20 protein-coding genes are annotated in these 17,538 nt (G+C 72.3%); 8 read left to right on the forward strand and 12 right to left on the reverse strand.

Going from position 1 to position 17,538, the window contains the following annotated elements:
• The first annotated feature begins 18 nt into the window (after nt 1-18).
• Nucleotides 19-588, forward strand: a complete 570-nt coding sequence (locus N8I84_RS35685) for an Rv1733c family protein (protein WP_263234994.1) — start codon at nt 19-21, stop codon at nt 586-588.
• Between the two features lie 109 nt (nt 589-697).
• Here N8I84_RS35685 and N8I84_RS35690 read toward each other — a convergent pair whose 3' ends face one another.
• The gene (locus N8I84_RS35690) at nt 698-1,777 is read right to left on the reverse strand and encodes an NADH:flavin oxidoreductase/NADH oxidase (protein ID WP_263233582.1); all 1,080 of its coding nucleotides are present in this window, start codon (nt 1,775-1,777) and stop codon (nt 698-700) included.
• Nucleotides 1,778-1,935: 158 nt separating this feature from the next.
• Here N8I84_RS35690 and N8I84_RS35695 point away from each other — a divergent pair, with 158 nt between their 5' ends.
• Nucleotides 1,936-2,295 carry an ArsR/SmtB family transcription factor gene (locus N8I84_RS35695; protein WP_200420171.1) on the forward strand — a complete coding sequence of 120 codons (360 nt, stop codon included), beginning with the start codon at nt 1,936-1,938 and terminating at the stop codon, nt 2,293-2,295.
• On the opposite strand, the gene N8I84_RS35700 is transcribed toward N8I84_RS35695, so the two are convergent.
• Both N8I84_RS35700 and N8I84_RS35705 read right to left on the reverse strand, forming a co-directional pair.
• Nucleotides 2,215-3,594, reverse strand: coding sequence for a nucleobase:cation symporter-2 family protein (locus tag N8I84_RS35700; RefSeq protein WP_263233583.1), 1,380 nt, complete (start codon nt 3,592-3,594; stop codon nt 2,215-2,217). The genes N8I84_RS35695 and N8I84_RS35700 overlap by 81 nt on opposite strands.
• Nucleotides 3,595-3,631: 37 nt before the next feature.
• A complete protein-coding gene (locus N8I84_RS35705; RefSeq protein ID WP_263233584.1) occupies nt 3,632-4,984 on the reverse strand; it encodes an FAD-dependent oxidoreductase in 1,353 nt (450 codons plus the stop codon).
• Between the two features lie 214 nt (nt 4,985-5,198).
• Here N8I84_RS35705 and N8I84_RS35710 point away from each other — a divergent pair, with 214 nt between their 5' ends.
• Nucleotides 5,199-5,663 (forward strand): DUF6214 family protein, encoded by a 465-nt coding sequence (locus tag N8I84_RS35710; protein ID WP_263233585.1) that lies wholly within the window; start codon nt 5,199-5,201, stop codon nt 5,661-5,663.
• A 29-nt stretch (nt 5,664-5,692) separates the two neighbouring features.
• Here the strand turns inward: N8I84_RS35710 and N8I84_RS35715 are convergent, their stop codons facing one another.
• Entirely contained in the window at nt 5,693-6,313 is a 621-nt protein-coding gene (locus N8I84_RS35715) for a DUF305 domain-containing protein (RefSeq protein WP_263233586.1), read from the reverse strand.
• 146 nt (nt 6,314-6,459) lie between these two features.
• Between N8I84_RS35715 and N8I84_RS35720 the strand changes: the two genes are divergently transcribed.
• Nucleotides 6,460-7,959: an LVIVD repeat-containing protein gene (locus N8I84_RS35720; RefSeq protein WP_263233587.1), complete on the forward strand. Its 1,500-nt coding sequence runs from the start codon at nt 6,460-6,462 to the stop codon at nt 7,957-7,959.
• Here N8I84_RS35720 and N8I84_RS35725 read toward each other — a convergent pair.
• On the reverse strand, nt 7,947-8,630 hold the full coding sequence (locus N8I84_RS35725) for a TetR/AcrR family transcriptional regulator (protein ID WP_263233588.1): 684 nt from the start codon (nt 8,628-8,630) through the stop codon (nt 7,947-7,949). The two genes, N8I84_RS35720 and N8I84_RS35725, sit on opposite strands and share 13 nt — an antisense overlap.
• 211 nt (nt 8,631-8,841) lie before the next feature.
• Here N8I84_RS35725 and N8I84_RS35730 point away from each other — a divergent pair, with 211 nt between their 5' ends.
• A complete protein-coding gene (locus tag N8I84_RS35730) occupies nt 8,842-9,087 on the forward strand; it encodes a DUF2630 family protein (protein WP_263233589.1) in 246 nt (81 codons plus the stop codon).
• A 22-nt stretch (nt 9,088-9,109) separates the two neighbouring features.
• On the opposite strand, the gene N8I84_RS35735 is transcribed toward N8I84_RS35730, so the two are convergent.
• The 4 genes from N8I84_RS35735 to N8I84_RS35750 form a co-directional block, all read right to left on the reverse strand.
• Entirely contained in the window at nt 9,110-9,808 is a 699-nt protein-coding gene (locus N8I84_RS35735) for an HAD family hydrolase (RefSeq protein ID WP_263233590.1), read from the reverse strand.
• A 32-nt stretch (nt 9,809-9,840) separates the two neighbouring features.
• Nucleotides 9,841-10,548 (reverse strand): phosphatase PAP2 family protein, encoded by a 708-nt coding sequence (locus tag N8I84_RS35740; protein WP_263234995.1) that lies wholly within the window; start codon nt 10,546-10,548, stop codon nt 9,841-9,843.
• Nucleotides 10,549-10,612: 64 nt separating this feature from the next.
• Complete coding sequence (locus N8I84_RS35745) at nt 10,613-11,548, reverse strand: M56 family metallopeptidase (protein WP_263233591.1); 936 nt, start codon at nt 11,546-11,548, stop codon at nt 10,613-10,615.
• Nucleotides 11,549-11,674: 126 nt separating this feature from the next.
• The gene (locus N8I84_RS35750; RefSeq protein ID WP_263233592.1) at nt 11,675-12,220 is read right to left on the reverse strand and encodes a DUF5134 domain-containing protein; all 546 of its coding nucleotides are present in this window, start codon (nt 12,218-12,220) and stop codon (nt 11,675-11,677) included.
• Nucleotides 12,221-12,389: 169 nt separating this feature from the next.
• Here N8I84_RS35750 and N8I84_RS35755 point away from each other — a divergent pair, with 169 nt between their 5' ends.
• Both N8I84_RS35755 and N8I84_RS35760 read left to right on the forward strand, forming a co-directional pair.
• Nucleotides 12,390-14,021, forward strand: coding sequence for an FUSC family protein (locus tag N8I84_RS35755; protein WP_263233593.1), 1,632 nt, complete (start codon nt 12,390-12,392; stop codon nt 14,019-14,021).
• Complete coding sequence (locus N8I84_RS35760) at nt 14,018-14,584, forward strand: MarR family winged helix-turn-helix transcriptional regulator (protein WP_263233594.1); 567 nt, start codon at nt 14,018-14,020, stop codon at nt 14,582-14,584. The genes N8I84_RS35755 and N8I84_RS35760 overlap by 4 nt, the downstream gene beginning before the upstream one ends.
• A 153-nt stretch (nt 14,585-14,737) precedes the next feature.
• Here the strand turns inward: N8I84_RS35760 and N8I84_RS35765 are convergent, their stop codons facing one another.
• Both N8I84_RS35765 and N8I84_RS35770 read right to left on the reverse strand, forming a co-directional pair.
• Nucleotides 14,738-15,502, reverse strand: coding sequence for a VOC family protein (locus N8I84_RS35765; RefSeq protein ID WP_263233595.1), 765 nt, complete (start codon nt 15,500-15,502; stop codon nt 14,738-14,740).
• Between the two features lie 61 nt (nt 15,503-15,563).
• Entirely contained in the window at nt 15,564-15,956 is a 393-nt protein-coding gene (locus N8I84_RS35770) for a VOC family protein (protein ID WP_263233596.1), read from the reverse strand.
• Between the two features lie 74 nt (nt 15,957-16,030).
• Between N8I84_RS35770 and N8I84_RS35775 the strand changes: the two genes are divergently transcribed.
• Nucleotides 16,031-16,588 (forward strand): GNAT family N-acetyltransferase, encoded by a 558-nt coding sequence (locus N8I84_RS35775; protein ID WP_263233597.1) that lies wholly within the window; start codon nt 16,031-16,033, stop codon nt 16,586-16,588.
• Between the two features lie 34 nt (nt 16,589-16,622).
• Here N8I84_RS35775 and N8I84_RS35780 read toward each other — a convergent pair whose 3' ends face one another.
• Complete coding sequence (locus tag N8I84_RS35780; RefSeq protein ID WP_263233598.1) at nt 16,623-17,306, reverse strand: glycerophosphodiester phosphodiesterase; 684 nt, start codon at nt 17,304-17,306, stop codon at nt 16,623-16,625.
• Nucleotides 17,307-17,538 lie beyond the last annotated feature (232 nt).

A 17,538-nucleotide genomic window follows, 5' to 3' on the forward strand; every position in this document is an offset into this window, starting at 1 on the left:
ATGAGGTGGCTGTCGTCGATGACGTTCCGCGGTCGCAGGGTGTGGCTGTGGCGGTGGCGGCGCAATCCGCTGCGGCGCCGCAGCGATGCGCTGGAGGCCTGGGTGGTGCCGGTGGTCTGGGCCGTGACCGTTGTCGGGGGAATGCTGACGGGATGGGCGGCGACGCACTCGGTGGAGCGAGGGCTGGCCGAGGAGCGGGCGCAGTGGCACCCGGTCGTGGCCCTGCTCACCCAGGACGCCCCTGAGAGGGGCGCCGCCGGGGCGCAGCGGGTGTGGGCGAAGGTGCGGTGGACGGGCGAAGACGGCTCATCGCACACCGGGCAGGCCCGGGTGGCCGCCGGCAGCCCCACGGGCACGGCCGTCACCGTGTGGACGGACCCCGGGGGCTCCCTGGTGACACAGCCCGCCACAGAGTCCCAGGCGCAGGTCCGCGCGGCCATGGTCGGGCTGCTGGCGGGGGCAGGCGCGGCGGCCGTCCCGTTCCTGGGCGGACGCATCCTGCGCGAACGCCTGGAACGCCGGCGCATGGCGCAGTGGGACGAGGCCTGGGCGCGGTTCGGGCCGCTGTGGGGCCGGATGACGGGCTGACCCGCGACCGGCCGCACGCGACCTGACCGTCGCCGATGTGCCGACGCCCGGGGTCACGCCGGGCGTGACCCCGGTGCGCTCGACGTTCGCGCGGGTGGGGAGGACAGGATCAGACGGAACGGTGGTACTGGTCCGGGATCCGCACCTCGCCGCCCAGTTCGCGGGCCGCGAGGCGGGCGAAGGAGGGGTTGCGGAGCAGTTCGCGGCCCAGCAGCACCGCGTCCGCCTCCCCGTTGACCAGGATCTTCTCGGCCTGCTCGGGCTCGGTGACGAGTCCGACCGCGGCCGCCGGCAGGGAAGTCTCCGCCTTCACCCGGGCGGCGAAGGGCACCTGGTAGCCGGGGCCCGTCGGGATGCGGACGCCCGCCGCGTTGCCGCCGGTCGAGACGTCGAGGAGGTCCACGCCGTGCGTCCTGAGGTCGCCCGCGAAGCGGACCGTGTCGTCGGCCGTCCAGCCGCCCTCGTCCAGCCAGTCGGTGGCCGAGACGCGGAAGAAGAGCGGTTTGTCCTGCGGCCACACCTGCCGCACCGCGTCGACGACCTCGAGCGCGAAGCGGGTGCGGTTCTCGTAGGAGCCGCCGTAGGCGTCCGTGCGGTGGTTGGAGTGCGGGGAGAGGAACTCGTTGATGAGGTATCCGTGCGCGCCGTGGATCTCCACGACCTCGAAGCCGGCGGCCAGGGCGCGGCGGGCCGCGTCCGCGAACTGCCCCACGATCTCCTGGATACCGGTCGCGGTCAGCTCCGTCGGCACGGGGTGGCGTGCGTCGAACGGCACCGGGCTCGGCGCGAGCGGCTGCCAGCCGTACGCGTCGGCGCCGACCGGCGCGCCGCCCTTCCAGGGCCGGTCCGTCGAAGCCTTGCGGCCGGCGTGCGCGAGCTGGACCGCCGGAGTCGTGCCCTGCTCCTTGAGGAAGCCTGTGATGCGCTGGAACGCCTCGACCTGCGTGTCGCTCCACAGGCCGAGGTCGTACGGGGAGATGCGGCCCTCGGGGGAGACGGCCGTCGCCTCGACGACGATCAGTCCCGTGCCGCCGGTCGCGCGCGCCGCGTAGTGCGCGAAGTGCCAGTCGGTCGGTGCGCCCGTGGCAGGCCCCTCGGGGGCCGCCGAGTACTGGCACATCGGAGGCATCCAGAGGCGGTTCGGGACCGTCACATCGCGCAGGGTGAGGGGTTCGAAGAGCGCGCTCACGGCGGACTCCATTCGGTGCGGTGCCGACAACGACCGTCGTACGATAACCGTCGTAGTACGGCAGGTGTCAAACTACGATGGTCCTCGTACGATGAAGGTGTGAAGGGGGGTCTCCCGGACGCCCCGCCGGACGGACCCCCGGACGAACTGGAGCTGTTGTGACCCCCGCCGCCCCCGCTCTCGGCAGCCGCGACCTTCCGCACCCGGTGCGTGAGGACATCCGTCTGGAGGCCGTGCTGCACGCGTTGTCCGACCCCATGCGGCTGCGGATCGTGCGGGAGCTCGCCGCCGTCGGCGACGAGCTCTCCTGTTCGCACTTCGACCTGCCCGTCACCAAGTCCACCACCACGCACCACTTCCGGGTGCTCCGCGAGAGCGGGGTGATCCGGCAGGTCTACCGGGGCACGGCCAAGATGAACGGCCTGCGCAGGGACGATCTAGACGATCTCTTCCCGGGGCTCCTCGACACCCTCCTCGCCGCCGCCGCTCGTCAGGCCGTCCGCCTCCAGGACGGCTGAACCGCCCTTCGAGGGCAGGTGGTTGAAGAGCAGATTCAATACGATCGCGGTCAGGCAACCGGCGCTGATGCCGCTGTTCATCACCGTCTGGAACCAGTCCGGGAACTTCTCGTAGACCGTCGGCACCCCGACCGGCAGCATGCCGACCGCCACCGAGACCGCGACCACCGTCAGGTTGTGGTTGCCCCGGAAGTCGACGTCGGCCAACGTCCGCAGTCCGCTCGCGGCGACCGTCCCGAACATCACCAGACCCGCCCCGCCGAGCACCGGCGCCGGAACGGCCGCGACCACCGCTCCCAGCTTGGGCAGCAGGCCCAGCAGTACGAGCATGCCGCCGGAGGCCGCCACGACCCAGCGGCTGCGCACCCGGGTCATGCCGACCAGGCCGACGTTCTGGGCGTACGCCGTGTACGGGAAGGTGTTGAACACACCGCCGAGGATCGTCGAGAGCCCGTCGGCCCTCAGGCCGTCCGCGAGGGAGCGAGGCTCGGCCCTGCGGCCGGTCATCTCGCCGACCGCGATCAGGTCGCCGGTGGTCTCGGTCATCGTCACCACCGCGACCACCAGCATGGACGCGATCGCCGAGGCGTTGAAGACGGGCGTACCGAAGTGGAACGGCGTGCTGATCCCGACCCAGTCGGCGTGTCCTACCCCGCCGAAGTCCGTGAAGCCGAACGGCACCGCGACCGCCAGCCCCACCACGATGCCGATCAGCACCGCGATCCGGCTCAGGAACGCCGGTGCGAAGCGCTGCATCGCGAGCACCACCAGCAGGACGAAGGCCGCGAGGGCCAGGTTCCTCGGCTCCCCGAAGTCCTTCGAACCCTGGCCGCCGGCGGCCCAGTTGCCGGCCACCGGCAGCAGCGACAGGCCGATGATCAGGATGACCGTACCGGTGACGAGGGGCGGGAAGAAGCGCAGGAGTCTGCCGAAGACGGGCGCCAGCAGCACGATCGCGAGGCCTGCGACGATCACCGAGCCGTAGACGGCGGGGAGTCCGCCGCCCGTCGTTCCGATGAGCACCATGGGGGACACGGCGGCGAAGGTGCAGCCCTGCATGATCGGCAGCCGTACGCCGAAGCGCCAGAAGCCGACGCATTGGATGAGGGTCGCGACGCCGCACACCAGCAGGTCGGCGGTGATGAGATAGGCCAGGTCTGCGGCCGGCAGTTTCATGGCGCCGCCGACGATCAGCGGCACCGCCACGGCGCCGGCGTACATGGCGAGGACGTGTTGGAGGGCGTAGGCGGCGAGTTGGCGTATCGGGGGGACTTCGTCAACGGGGTGCACGGTGGGCATGGGGGAGAACGTAAGCTCCTTGAACAGTTTGTTGATTTCAGGGGTGTTGCGGGACTGTGTCGTGCGCGGCGGTCATCAGCGACTGCCAGTCCGGGAGTTTCACCACCCCCCGGCCCAGCGACGCACCGAGCGCCGCCTCTGCCCGCTCGATCGCCAGCCATCCCGGCCACTCGACCGGCCGCACCCCGTCCGCCCGCAGGACCGCGAGCGCGTCGTCCGGGACCTCGCGGGCGGCGAGGCCGGGCGCGTCCTGGAGCAAGGAGGTCACCGTCTCCTTCGCGCAGGGGCGGTTCGTGCCGATGACGCCCGTCGGGCCCCTCTTGATCCACCCCGCCACGTACTCGCCGGGGGAGACCTCCCCCTCGCGCAGCACCCGTCCCGCCCGGTGCGGCACGGTGCCGGTCCTCGCGTCGAACGGCAGGCCCTCCAGCGGCACTCCGCGGTAGCCCACCGAACGCAGCACGAGCTGCGCCTCGATGTCCTCGGACCGCCCGCTGCCGGTGACCCCGCCCTGTCCGTCGGGAAGCGTGCGCTCGAAGCGCACGGCGCCCACCCGGCCCCCGTCGGCCAGCACTTCGACCGGGCGCAGGAAGAACCGCAGCCGGATCCGCCGCGCCGCACCGCTCGGGGGCGTCGCGGCCCAGCCGCGCAGCACCTCCACGTTGCGGCGCTGGGTGGCCGGCAGCCCTGACGGATCGACGTACGCCGGGTCGAGCGCCAGCTCACCCTCGTCCACGACCACGTCGGTGTCCGGCAGGGTGCCCAGTTCGCGCAGTTCCTTGGTGGTGAAGCGGGCCTGGGAGGGGCCGCGCCGCCCCACCATGTGGATCTCCGTGACCTTGTTGGCGGCCAGCGCGGTGAGCGCCGCCTGCGGCATGTCGGTGGGGCTCAGGTCCACCACCTCGCGGGCCAGCATCCGGGTCACGTCGACCGCGACGTTCCCGACGCCGATCACCACGGCCGCCCGCGCGTCGTGCAGGAAGCCCTGCTCGACGCAGTCCGGGTGTGCGCTGTACCAGGACACGAACTCGGTGGCCGACCAGCTGCCGGGCAGGTCCTCGCCCGGGATGCCGAGATGCCGGTCGGTGGCGGCACCCACGCAGTAGACCACCGCGTGGTACAGCTCGCGCAGCCGCGCGGGCGGCACCCCGCCCCCGCCCACCCGGACGCCGCCGAGGAAGCGGATCCGCTCGTGCTCCAGGACCGTGCGCAGATTGTTCTGCAGGGACTTGATCTTCTCGTGGTCGGGGGCCACGCCGTACCGCACCAGTCCGTACGGGCACGGCAGGCGGTCGAGAACGTCGACGCGCACCTGTGGATCCTGCTGGACCAGGCCCTGGGCGGTGTAGACCCCGCTCGGACCCGAGCCGACGACGGCGACATGCAGCACGGCGGAACTCCCTCGCGGAGGAGATCGCTGGTGGCTCCAGCATTGCACCGCGCACGGCGGGAGGGGAGGGGGCGTGCCGCTGGGCCGACGGGGTGCGGTGCGCGCTCCTTCTGTGCGTGGCTCTGCGCATGGTATGTGATCGTTCGCTTACGTTCCGTGTGTGCTGGAAGTGTCCTTTCAGGATTTTTCCGATCGATCCCGGTCGGATGTGCCGGTGGCCGTGTGGCCCGCCTGGGAAGTGCGGGAGCACGGGAGCGTCACGTCGTGGTACGCGGTCCGGCTCGACCTGCCCGACGGGGGCCGGGTCGACGTCCTCGCCGTGGTCGCGGGTGGCGGCGTGTCGATCGAGGAGGTGCGGGCCCAGCCACCCCTCTCACTCGGCGATCTGGCGGCCCTCGTGGACTGGATCGAGGATCCGTTGCTCGAGGCGTGCGGTGTGGACTCCGGGTCGCCGTGCGAGCCCCTCGGAGCGCCGGCGGACCGGTACCGTCCCGCCTGGCCGCGCGGTGCCGAGGGGTGGCGTCTGGTCGCCGAGGCCTACCGCGCGGCGCAGGCCGAGGGCGTCGACCCGGTGTACGCGGTCATGTGTGCGACGGGGCTGAGCCGGCGCCGCTCGCTGGAACTGATCGCCGGAGCGCGCGATGCCGGGTTCCTGACGCCGGGTCATGCCCGGCGCTGACCGGGTGGGACCGCGCGCGAGCGAACCCCTCACGACATCGCCCGCATCCGGCTGATCTCGCTCGTCTGCTGTGCGATCACATCGTCGGCCATCTCCTCGATCTGGATGTTGTTGCCCTGGGCCTTCGCGTCCGTCGCCATCGTGATGGCCCCGCCGTGATGAGTGATCATCAGCTTGAGGAACAGCTCGTCGAACGCCTTGCCCTCCGCCGCGCGCAACTGCTTCAGCTGGGCCTCGGTCGCCATCCCCGGCATCGCGTCGTGCTGGTGGGCGCTGCCGTGGTCGTCCTTCGCGTGCGCCGTCAACCAGGCTTCCATTGCGGCTATTTCAGGCTTCTGTGCGGCAGTGATCCGTTCCGCGAGTCGTTTCACCCGGTCCGACTCGGCACGCTGCGGTGCCAGTTGTGTCATCTCGAGCGCCTGCCGGTGATGTTCGATCATCATCCGCGCGTAGGAGAAGTCCGCCACGTTGGGAGTGTCGTCCTCGGCGCGCCGCTTGCCGGCCTCCTCCGCGGAAAGCGTCTGCGCCGCCTCGCCGGGCTTCCCCGGGGCGATCACCGAAGGCCCGCCCCCGGCGGCCGAGTTGTCGCCCGACCCGGAGTCGCAGCCGGTGAGCAGGGTGATCGCCAGCGGCAACGCCACCAGCGACATGACGGACGCACGGCGGCGGAGAGCACGCGCGCGGCCAAAGGCGTTCGTTACGAGTGCATTGCCATCTGTTGATCTGCCCATGAGAAAGACGATACTTCGGAGGTCCGTGAACCGTTCAAGCCCGAACGGCTACCAGGGAGGACACAGTGACCCTGTCCCACGACCACCGAACGCGGCGCAGACGCCTGGGCGTCGGCGCCCTCGCGGCCGGACTCCTGGCCGCACTGCTCACGGCCCAACCCGCGGCCGCCACCCCCGATCCCGGAGACGTCCCGGCCTCCCGCGAGGTGTCCAAGAGCACCGAGACCCAGGCGAGGAAGGTGATCGCGGACGGCGAGATACCCGGCCAGGACGAGATCGTCCACTCGGCCAACGTCCAGCATCTGGCCAACATCCCCAAGGACGCGCTCCCCGGCTTCAACTCGGACCTGGCGTTCCAGGGCAGATACGCCTTCGCCGGCAACTACGACGGCTTCCGCATCTTCGACATCGCCGACCCCAAGGCCCCGAAGACGGTCGCCCAGGTCCTGTGCCCCGGCTCGCAGAACGACGTCTCCGTCTCCGGCAATCTGCTCTTCCTGTCCACCGACTCCTCGCGCAGCGACAGCAGTTGCAACAGCACCACGCAGCCCGCGACCGAGAAGTCGTCCTGGGAGGGCATGAAGGTCTTCGACATCACCGACAAGAAGAACCCCAGGTATGTCGCCGCCGTCGAGACCGCCTGCGGCTCGCACACGCACTCGCTGGTGCCGAAGCGCGACAACGTCTACATCTACGTCTCCTCGTACTCGCCGAGCAGCACGTTCCCCGACTGCCAGCCGCCGCACGACGGCATCTCGGTCATCAAGGTGCCGCGCAAGGCGCCCGAGAAGGCGGCGGTGGTGAGCTTCCCGGTGCTCTTCCCCGGTGAAGGACCGGACGGCGGCGGCAACCCCGGCGCACCCACCAACCCGGGCGTCTCCAAGACCACCGGATGCCACGACATCACCGTGCTGCCCTCCAAGGACCTCGCGGCGGGCGCCTGCATGGGCGACGGCATCCTGATGTCCATCAAGGACCCGGAGCATCCGAAGGTCATCGACCGGGTCCAGGACAACGTGAACTTCGCGTTCTGGCACTCGGCCACCTTCAACCAGAAGGCGGACAAGGTCGTCTTCACCGACGAGCTGGGCGGAGGCGGCGGGGCCACCTGCAACGCGCAGACCGGCCCGAACCGCGGCGCCGACGGCATCTATGACATCGTCGGCAAGGGCGAGAGCCGCAAGCTCGTCTTCCGCGGCTACTACAAGATCCCGCGCCACCAGGCGGACACCGAGAACTGCGTCGCCCACAACGGGTCGCTGATCCCGGTCAAGGGCCGCGACCTCATGGTCCAGGCCTGGTACCAGGGCGGTGTCTCCGTCTGGGACTTCACCGACTCCGCGCACCCCAAGGAGATCGCCTACTTCGAGCGCGGGCCGCTCAGCACGGACACCCTCACCGTCGGCGGCTCCTGGTCGGCGTACTACTACAACGGGTACATCTACTCGAACGACATCGCCAAGGGGTTCGACGTCCTGAAGCTGACCGACCGCCGCACGGACCCCGCGCAGCGGGTCCGGCTCGGTGAGCTGAACGTCCAGACGCAGCCGGACTACTTCGGCTGACGGCTGTTCTGCGGCGGACGGTCCTCCGTAGCGAAGAACCGTGACAGATCCGCGTCGTAGGCCTCGTCGGTCCCCTCGGGGGCCGGCGGGGCACCCATCTCCCAGGCGAGGCCGTACCGTTTGAACAACTCGGCCCGCAGGACGTCAAGCGGCATGGGAACGCCCGGCACCAGCGCCGCGTAGACCGCGCCCATCAGCAGGGCCCGCAGCATCGGGTAGTCGGTCTCGGGGGCCGCCGAGCCCTGCCGCGCGACCGTGTCCCGCAGCAGCTCCGCCAGCCGCTGCTGCTCGGGGCACTGCACGAACCCCTCGGCCTGGAGGATCCCCGCCATGTGCTGCCGCATCAGCACGGGGTGGTGCACGGTCAGGCCCAGGATCGCGTCGATGGCCCGCGCCATCCGCTCCCGGCCGTCCTCCGTGCGCGGCTCGCGCTCCAGCGCCTCCTCCAGGGTGCGGTGCATCAGCCGGTGCACGGCCGACTGGAGGAGCTGCCGCTTGCCGGGGAAGTAGTAGGACACCAGGCCACGCGCGGAGCCGGCGCGGTCCGCGATGTCGCCGAGCGTGGTCGCGTCGTAGCCGCGCTCGCTGACCAGTTCGATGGCTGCGTGCAGAAGCCGCTCGCGGGAACGCCGCCGCAATTCTTCATTGACCGAGGCGCTGCGCGGCGACATCCTGGACTCCTGCGTTGACTGGCTGCCAGCCAACTATACTCAGTGCGTCCCGGGACCGCGCCTCGCACGCCGGCCCCGGACGGCGCCTGCCCCGGGCCACACGGGGGATGGTCCAGGGCAGGCGCGCCACCTCTCCTCTCCCGCCACCGGTGTCGCACAGCCGGTGAACCCTCCCTAGAGTGGTCAGCAGTCACCGAGGAGGCGTACAGACATGGATCAGGACCAGATCCTGGGCAGGATTTCGGCCATGGTGGAGGAGGAGCGCGCTCTGCGGGAGGCGGTGTCGTCCGGCCGCATCGACAGTGCGACGGAACAGGAGCGCCTCGGCGACCTGGAACGCGCCCTGGACCAGTGCTGGGACCTGCTGCGCCAGCGTCGCGCGAAGACCGAGTTCGGAGAGAACCCGGACGAGGCACAGGTCCGCCCGGCGTCGCAGGTCGAGGGCTACGAGAGCTGACGGCGGAAGGCGCGCGCCCGGCTCAGTCGATGAGGTCCAGCACCGGGCGGAGCCCCTCCGGGCGCTCGACCACGGTGCGGTGGTCCACGAAGTGCACCGCGCAGCCCAGGTCCGCCGCACCGCCGTCGGCGCGGCGGTCGTCGCCGACCATCAGCGTGTCCTGCGGGGCGACGCCGAGCGCGTCGCAGGCGAGCCCGAACAGCCGGGTGTCCGGCTTCTGGATGCCGTGTTCGTACGACAGCACGTACGCGTCCACATACCCGTCGACGCCGTGCTCGCGGAAGACCGGCCGCAGGTCCCAGCCGATGTTGCTGACCACGGCGACGGCCACCCCGCGCTCGCGCAGCGCGGCCAGCACCTCGACCGTGTCGGGGTAGGGCCGCCAGGCGGCGGGCGTCATATGGCGGTCGTACAGCGCGTCGTGCAGCCGCGCGTCCGGGAGTTCCACCCGGCGGGAGAGCCCGGTGAACGCGGCCCGGTGCGCCTCGGCGCTGCGGTCCCGCACCGCCCACAGGGCGCCCAGGTCGTCCGGCAGCGGCCCCGTGGGGGAGGCGCCGCCCGCCAGCGCGCCCGCGGCCTCCAGTTGCCCCGCCAGCCGCAGCAACTCGCCTTCGGGCAGCGTCACGTCGGCCTCCGCGAGCACCGCGCGCAGCCACGACTCGGTCGACTCGATGCGGAAGAGGGTCCCGGAGAAGTCGAAGAGCACGCCTTTGATCGCCATGAGGCCGATCCTTCGTGACACTCCCCTCCCGGTCAAGGACGCCGTTCGCGCCCAACCGGCACTTCCTCCCCCTGGCACCACCACTCGTACGACGCCACCGCGAGCGCGACCAGCAGGGCCCCCAGCAGCCAGCCGCCCAGCACGTCCGACGGCCAGTGCACGCCCAGCCAGACGCGCGTCAGCCCGACGCCCACGACCGAGACCACGGCCACCGTGAGCGCCGTACGCCACAACAGGCGCCCGGCGCCGTGGCGGTGCAGGAGCCACAGCAGCAGTCCGCACACCACGGTCGCCGTCATGGCGTGACCGGAGGGGAAGGCCGCGTAGTGGGCGGAGTCGACGGGATTCGGCCACACCGGGCGGGGGCGGTCGACAGCCGCCTTGAGGCCGTTCTGCGCCAGCGCCGCGAGCGCGCACGTGGCCGCCACCCACAGCGCGAGCCACCGCGCTCTGCGCCGCCACAGCAGCCAGACCACGGCGGCGACGCACAGGGCGCGCATGGTCTGGGGGTCCCACACCCAGTCCGTGAGGATGCGGGACGCGTGCGTGATTCCGCGGTGTTCGACCGCCCAGCGGTGCGTGGTGGTCGCGATGTCGCCGTCGAGTGTCATGAGCGGCCGCCAGGGGAGGGCGACCAGCACCAGGAGCAGCACTGACGGGGCGGCGAGGGCGGCGGCGACGAGCGCCGCGGTCCGCGGGGCCGGAGGGCGGGGCGGTGAGTCGACGGGCGCGGGGTGCATACCGTGATCCTCGCCGACACGTGCGGCCATGGGTCAAGTCCGAGCCGCCGGGAGCCTGCCGTGACTACCCGAGTGCGCGCAGCCCCGGCACGAACGCCACCAGCACCGGAATCACCGGGACCAGCGCCGCGGTCGCCGTCAGCCGCAGCCGCCGCGCCGCCGAAAGCCGGTCCGGGGGAGTGAGGAGGCGGTGCACACGCTGCGGAACGTGGGCCTGTGGGGTGGGGCAGGGCCCGAACACGCCACGGTCCTCATTGAGTTCCACCAGCGCGAGCGCGGTGGTGAGGCGGCCGTGGCGGCGCGAGGCCATGTCGTCGGCGGCGAGTTCGACCAGCCGGTGCATCTCGTCGCGGAACGCGGCGAAGACGGGCACCTGGGGGAACCCGTTGGCCAGCGCGGCCGAGGAGTGCAGCAGCCAGTGGTGCCGGGCTCGCGCGTGGCCCTGCTCATGGGCGAGCACCGCATCCAACTGCCTGCCCTTGAGCCGGCGCAACGCGGCCGTGGTGACGACCAGTCGGGGTGCCGGTCCGGGCAGCCACCAGGCGTCCGGTCGCTCCCCCTCCAGCACCACCAGTCGGTCGCCACGCGGCTCCTCGCCGGGCAACAGCGGGGCCCGCACCAGCAGTTCGGTGCGGCTGTGCCGGCGGCGCGCCCGTGCCCGGGAGACCTCCCGGACCAGCATCGCCGCGCTCCACACGCCGCCGCACGCCAGCGCCACGGCGGTCGTCGCGGCCCAGGGGCTCCCCGTGCTCAGCGCGTACGCGGCCACGACCGAGTGCGGGGCGGGGGCGAACACATGGCCCCGCACGGCCGCCCACGCGGCGGCCGCGCTCAGCGTCATCGACAGCACGCAGCACACCAGGACCGCCGCCACCACGCACTGCCACACCCACAGGGCGACCACCGGTTCGCGGTCCGGCCAGTCCGCCCGGGCGAGCAGCCGTGGAGCGAGGACGGCGGTCAGCGCGCCGAGCAGCAGCAGTGCCGCGGGGACCATCATGGGCCGAAGCCTATGAGCCGGTCCGGGGCACGGCCTACGTACTGTCGCGGCAAAGTGACGCACGCCACGGTTGTGCGGCGTCCTGTCCCACGCCGACCTGATGCCGGGCCCCGCTCGGCGCCCGGGTCACAGCGTGAGGAGCATCGCCAGCATCGCGATCGCCATGGACAGGCGGCAGGCACGCGCGAGTTCGGGCCGGTCGCCCCAGCCCGGGCCCGGCACAACCCCGGCCGCGGCCACCGCCACCGCCGGCACCAGCCGTACTCCGGACCACAGGACATAGACCGTGAAGTACAGCAGCAGTGTCCCGGTCAGCAGCGATACGCCGCCGTGCGTGTGGTGTCCGTGCGAGGCGGCCATCGCCGCCGCCATGTAGACCATGGCGCACGCGCCTATCAGATGGTGCAGATGGTGGGCGCCGCGCCGGGCCTCCCACAGGGCCCGCACGGCCGCCCCGCCGAAGACCACGGCGTAGGTGACCCACACGGCGCGCGGCGGCACGGCGACCGCCGCGGGCACGGCCATCACCGCCATGCCGAACCCCATCAGCGCCTCGCCGCCCGCGGCCCGGCGCTGTTCCTCGACGGTGCTGCGCATCCGCAGCAGACAGTAGGCCCCGGTCGCCGCGCACAGCGCGACGAGCAGCCACCCGGGCGAAGCCGGTCCGTGCACCGCGTACCTCCCCGCTGGACGGTCTCGGACGGTCACCGGGGGCATGCCCGTGACGCAGGGTGCGCACCCAAGCGCACAGGCGTACAAGGGGAGCGCGGGGATCGCGCGGCAGGCCGGGGCGGTCGCCCCACAATCGTTTACGAGTAAAACACCTGTTAAGCTTATGTGCATGAGCAGTGTCACCCCCCGAACCTCCCGAATGCGCCCTTTGCCCCTCTCCGGTCATCTGCGCCTCGGCAGGCCCTCGGAGATCTGGTTCAAGCCCGCACTGAGCGTGGTCGCCGCGGTCGCCCCGCCGAACCTGACACTGCTCGCCCTCGGCCGCCTCGACCTGGCCGTCTACACGATGGCGGGCTCGCTGTGCGCCCTCTACGCGCACAACCGTCCGTACGCGGCCCGCGCCCTGACTCTCGTCCGGGTCGTCCTCGGCATGCTCGGCGGACTCGCCGTCGCCCTGGTCGCCGCGTCCCTCACCACGAACGCCGTGGTCCTGGTGACCGTGGGCGCCCTGCTGGCGGCGGTGCAGAAGGCGCTCTGCGACGCGACCCGCATCGGGCCGCCCGGCAACGTGATCTTCACCTTCGTCAGCTCGGCGTCCCTGTTCGCCCCGCAGACCCCGGGTCAGGTCCCCGCCCACCTCGCTCTCGCCGCCGCGGCGGGCGCCTGGTCCTGGATCGTCGGCATGGCCCCCGGCCTGCTGCGGCCGCACGGCCCCGAGCGCCGTGCCACCGCCCACGCCCTGAGCGCCGCCGCCGTGTTCGCCGAGACCGGGGCGGCCGCCGCCCGGGCCGGTGCCGCGGCCGCCGTGCACACCGCCTGGCAGTCGCTGCTGTCGACCGGCTCTGCATCTCGGCGCGCCCTGGCACGGCTCGTCGTGCGGGCCGAGGTCGCGCTCGCGGCGCCCGACGACACCGACCCCGAGCGGCTGCGCGCCTGGGCGCGGGAGCTGCGCGGCACCAGGCGCGTCCCGATCCCGGACGACCTCGGCGGAACCGCCGACGAACTCCTCGGCGTGGAGGCCGAACTCGCGAGCCCGCGGCGCCCCCTGCGCCGCAGGCTCGGCCCGCTCGCCCCCATCGCCCTGCGCACCGCCCTCGGCTGCGCCCTCGCCGGATACGTCTCCCTGGCGCTCGGCGTCGGCCGCCCGTACTGGGCGCTGGTCACCGCCGCCTCGCTGTACCAGGCCAATGTCACCCTCACCTGGCGCCGAGGCGTCCAGCGCGTCATCGGCAACCTCCTCGGCGTCCTGCTCTTCGCGGCCATCGCCCCGCTCGCGCACCTCAACCAGCTGGCCCTGGTGCTGTGCGGCCTTGTCCTCAACTTCGGCGCCGAGGCGCTCATCAGCCGCAACTACTGGCTCGGCAGCGTCTGCGTGACCCCGATGGCCCTGCTCATCACCGAGTTCGCCCGCCACCAGGAGCCCGCCGCGCTGATGGCAGACCGGGTCGTGGACACCCTCATCGGAGCGCTGGTCGGCTTCGTCGCCGCGATCGTCGTCACCAACCGGCGCGCCGGCGACCGTCTCGACCACGCCCTCGCCGCCGCGGACCGCGCCCGTGAGCGGGCGGCCCGGCTCCTGGCCGCGGAGCACGACGAGCCGGGAGCCCGGGAAAGCGCCCGCCGCGCTCTCGCCGCAGCCCTCGTGGAACTGCGCGCCACGGCCGACGCCGCAGCCGGCGAGTGGTGGCAGCGCGCTCTGCCCGAGGAGCGGGTGCTGCGCGCCGAACAGGCCGGACACCGTACGCTCGCCGCGACGGTACGACGGCAGGGACGGCACACCTCGGAAGGCGCACGGACATGACGGCTGTGAACGGACCGACGACGCGGGCGCAGGGCGGCGCGGCCGGACCTGAGCCCGTCGCGGGCGACATCGTCGCCGCCGTCGTGCGCCAGTGGCGGGCCGTCCGCCCCGACGTCGACACCGGGCCCATGGAGATCATCGGGCGGGTCAACCGTTGTGCCGCCCTGCTCCAGCAGGCCGAGGACGCCCCGCTGCGCCGAGCCGGGCTCACCCGACCGGAGTTCGACGTCCTCGGCACGCTGCGCCGCACGGGGCACGAGCTGACGCCCGGAGAGCTGGCCCGGGAGACCTTCTCCTCCGGTGCCGCGGTCACCAAACGGATCAAGCAGCTCGCCGAGCGCGGCCTGGTCGAGCGGCGCGGGGACGCCCGTGACCGCCGCGTGGCGCATGTGCATCTGACGGAGGCGGGCCGGGACCTGGTCGACGCCGTCCTGCCCGAGCAACTGTCGTACGAAACCGCCGTCCTGTCCGGGCTCGGTACCGACGACCGGCGTCAACTCGCGGAACTGCTGGGCGAGTTGCTGGTCCAGCTGGAAGGCCGGCTCGGCGCACCGCGCGGCTGACGGCGCACTCGACGGCGACACCCGCAACTCCTATGGCCGGTCGCTCGGCGTACGGTCGCTCGGCGTACGCCCCGCTCATCGACCGGGCGACGCTCACGCCGCCGACCGCGGCATCTCCCCGGGGTTGTGCGACGAGAGCCGGAGGCACCCGGACTAGCCCTCCTGACCTGCGACGTAGATGCCGAAGACCGCGCCCTGCGGGTCCTTGAGAACGGCGATGCGCGGGCCGTCCGGGACCGAGGTCGGTTCCATGAGGACGCCTGCGCCCGCCTGTGTCGCGAGCTGCACCGAGGCGTCCACGTCCTCCACGGCGAAGTACGGCAGCCAGTGCGACGGCACCTCCGGCGGGAACCGGTCGCCCATCGTCACCATGCCGCCGAAGTCCGCGCCGTCGAGGCCCCACTGCGTGTACTGCTCGGAAGGGTGCACGCTCCAGCCGAAGACGGTCGTGTAGAAGTCGGTGACCCGCTCCGGGACACGGGTCAGCAGCTCCACCCAGCCGAGCGAGCCCGGCGCGTTGAGCAGCTCCGCCCCGGGGAAGGCCCGCGGCTGCCACATCTGGAAGACGGCGCCGCCCGGATCGCCGGCGACCGTGAAACGGCCCGCGTCGAAGACGTCCATCGGCCCGAGGAGCACCGTGCCGCCGGCCGCGCGCACCTCTTCGGCCGCCGCGTCCGCGTCGGCCACCGAGAACGTCACGTTCCAGGCGACCGGCTGCGATTCCTGGAAGAGCGGGGCGAGGGCCGCGACCGCCGCGTCGCCCAGATGCGCGATCGTGTAGCCGCCCGCCTCCGGCCGTGTGTCGGTCTCCGGCCGCCAGCCGAACAGCTCGGTGTAGAACCGCTTGGCGGCCTCCAGATCGCTGGTGCCCAGCTCCGTCCAGCAGGGACCGCCGGTCACCGGCGCGTCGAGTTTCATCGGACACCTCCGGTCGCGGCGGTCCCCCTGACCACGCTAAGGCCACCCCTGGCGGGCGGCATCAGGTCCCCGGCCGGTACCGCAGGGGATGGTCGGCCGGGACCTCGACGAGCACGATCTCGGTGCCGTCCGGGTCCTCGATCCACATCTCGATCAGACCCCACGGCTCCTTCACCGGCGGCCGCACGATCATGACCCCGGCATCGGCCAGCTCCGTGTGCGCCAAGGCCACGTCCGGCACCTGCAACCAGAGCTTGAGGGCCGGTGAGGGCGGGGTCTCGCTGCGGCCCGCCACCTCGAGGAAGCCGCCGCCGAGGAAGTACACGACCCCGCGATCGGGCCCCGTGCCGAACTCCCGGTAGACCGGGAGCCCGAGTTTTCCGCCGTAGAAGGCCCGGGACCGCTCCGGATCGGCCGGGCGCAGAAGGGTGCGGCTGCTCAGTACGTGGACCATGCATGGGGAGCCTAGTGGGCGGGTTACCCTCATCGATGCCCGCGCCGCGCCACGGAACACGGAGAAGCATCCCAATGGACAGCCCCGCCGCCGCTGACACCGCCACGACCGGTCTGACCTTCCGCGACGCCACGGAGGCCGACGTCGACGCGCTGGTCGCGCTGGTGGAGTCGGCGTACCGCGGAGACTCCAGCCGGGTGGGGTGGACCACCGAGGCGGACATCCTCGAGGGCCGGCGGACCGACCCGGAGGGCGTGCTCGAGGTGATCAAGTCGCCCGACAGCCGGCTGCTGACCGTGGAGCGCGACGGGGCGATCATCGCCTGCTGCCAGCTCGAGCACCGTGGCGACCACGCCTACTTCGGCATGTTCGCGGTCAGCCCCACGCTGCAGGGCGGCGGCCTCGGCAAGGCGGTCATCGCCGAGGCGGAGCGCACGGCCCGCGAGACCTGGGGCGCCGAGGAGATGCAGATGACCGTCATCTCCGTCCGGGACGACCTCATCGCCTGGTACGAGCGGCGCGGCTACCGCCGTACGGGACAGATGAGCCCCTTCCCGTACGGCGACGAGCGCTTCGGCATCCCCCAGCGCGACGACCTCCAGTTCGAGCTGCTGGTCAAGCCGCTGGTGTGACCGTGTGCGTCTGGTGTGACCGTGTGCGTGAAGGTCACGCCGTGAAGCGGCCGGTGCGTCTGATCTCCGGGTAGTCGGTGGTCGCGCCGTCCAGCTCGAGCGCGCGGACGAGCCGCAGATGCTCGGGGGTGTTGACGATCCAGCCGATGATCCGCAGGCCCGCCCCGCGCGCGTGCTCGACGACCTCCAGGGTCAGCCGGCGGATGTCGAGGCACAGGGTCGCCGCGCCGGCCTGCACGGCCCGCTCCACGACGTCGGTGCCGTAGCGGTCCGCGATCAGCGCCGTGCGGACGCCCGGCACGAGCCGGGCGATCTCCCTGACCGCCTCGTCGTGGAACGACGACACCTCCACCCGGCCGACCAGGTCCCTGCGGTGCATCACCTCGGCCAGTGCCTGTGCCGCCGCCACGTCCTTGATCTCCGCCTGGATCGGTGTCCGCACCGCGTCCAGGACCTCCTCGAAGACGGGTACGCGCTCACCACGGCCCGCGTCGAGCGCGCGCAGCTCGGCGAGGGTCTTCTCCACGATCGGACCCGTACCGTCGGTCGTACGGTCCACCTGGTCATCGTGCATGACCACGAGGGCACCGTCCTTGCTCAGATGCAGATCGAGCTCGATCAGATCGAGGCCCGCGCGTTCGGCGGCGACGAAGGACCGGAGGGTGTTCTCGGGTTCGACACCCATCACTCCGCGGTGACCGATGGTGAGGAAGTTCAAGGTTCGGCTCGCTTCCGTCGACGGCGGCTCGGGCAGCCGCGCGGTGCTCCCGGACCGGCGCGGCTCGGCCGCAGCCTAGTGGCCCGGCCGCGCCCCGAACCCGACCGTGCCGGGGCCCGGAGCGCGCGGAGCGGCGCGAAACCGGACTGGGCGGCCGGTCCGGTGTCACCCCGGGGTGGGCGCGTCTCGCCCGTGTTGACCGTCCCGTGCCCCGCGCCCGATGGCCGGAAGT

It is taken from the genome of Streptomyces cynarae (genome assembly GCF_025642135.1).
GTDB classification, from domain to species: domain Bacteria; phylum Actinomycetota; class Actinomycetes; order Streptomycetales; family Streptomycetaceae; genus Streptomyces; species Streptomyces cynarae.